1 protein-coding gene is annotated in these 357 nt (G+C 43.7%); it reads right to left on the bottom strand.

The genetic code is table 11. The annotated features are described in order from the left end of the window. Positions 1 to 105: 105 nt before the first annotated feature. Positions 106 to 357: PEGA domain-containing protein (locus AB4512_RS25140; RefSeq protein ID WP_372176174.1), on the bottom strand; the 252-nt coding region annotated here is incomplete at its 5' end.

The following is a 357-nucleotide window of genomic DNA, read 5'->3' as shown; positions in this document are numbered from 1 at the left end:
ATCATACTGTCTATAACGATCATACAGATTATAACTACCAACAAAATGGCGAGTATTCATTCAGCTTTGTGAAATAGGCACGGCTATCTTAATTAGAGCGCTGAGCTATTCATACTGGACTTGGCTTTCCTTGCTAGGAAGAAGCTTAACCCAAATAGTGTCGCTACCGTTGATGGTAACTGCGCGGTTGTAAGACTCGTAACCTTGTTTGGAAATGGTTACTTGGTGACGACCACTTGGTAGCGCAACCTCAAGAGGGGTGCTGCCATACTTAATGCCGTTGATGGTCACTGAATCATTGTACTGATCAGAACGTACCGTCACGTTAGCCCATTGTTTGTCACTCTTCTTAACGAC

The sequence above is a fragment of the Vibrio sp. 10N.222.52.B7 genome (assembly GCF_041474275.1).
Taxonomy (GTDB): Bacteria; Pseudomonadota; Gammaproteobacteria; order Enterobacterales; family Vibrionaceae; genus Vibrio; species Vibrio crassostreae_C.
The sequence above is the reverse complement of the archived record's forward strand: the minus strand, read 5'-3'. Positions and strand labels throughout refer to the sequence as shown.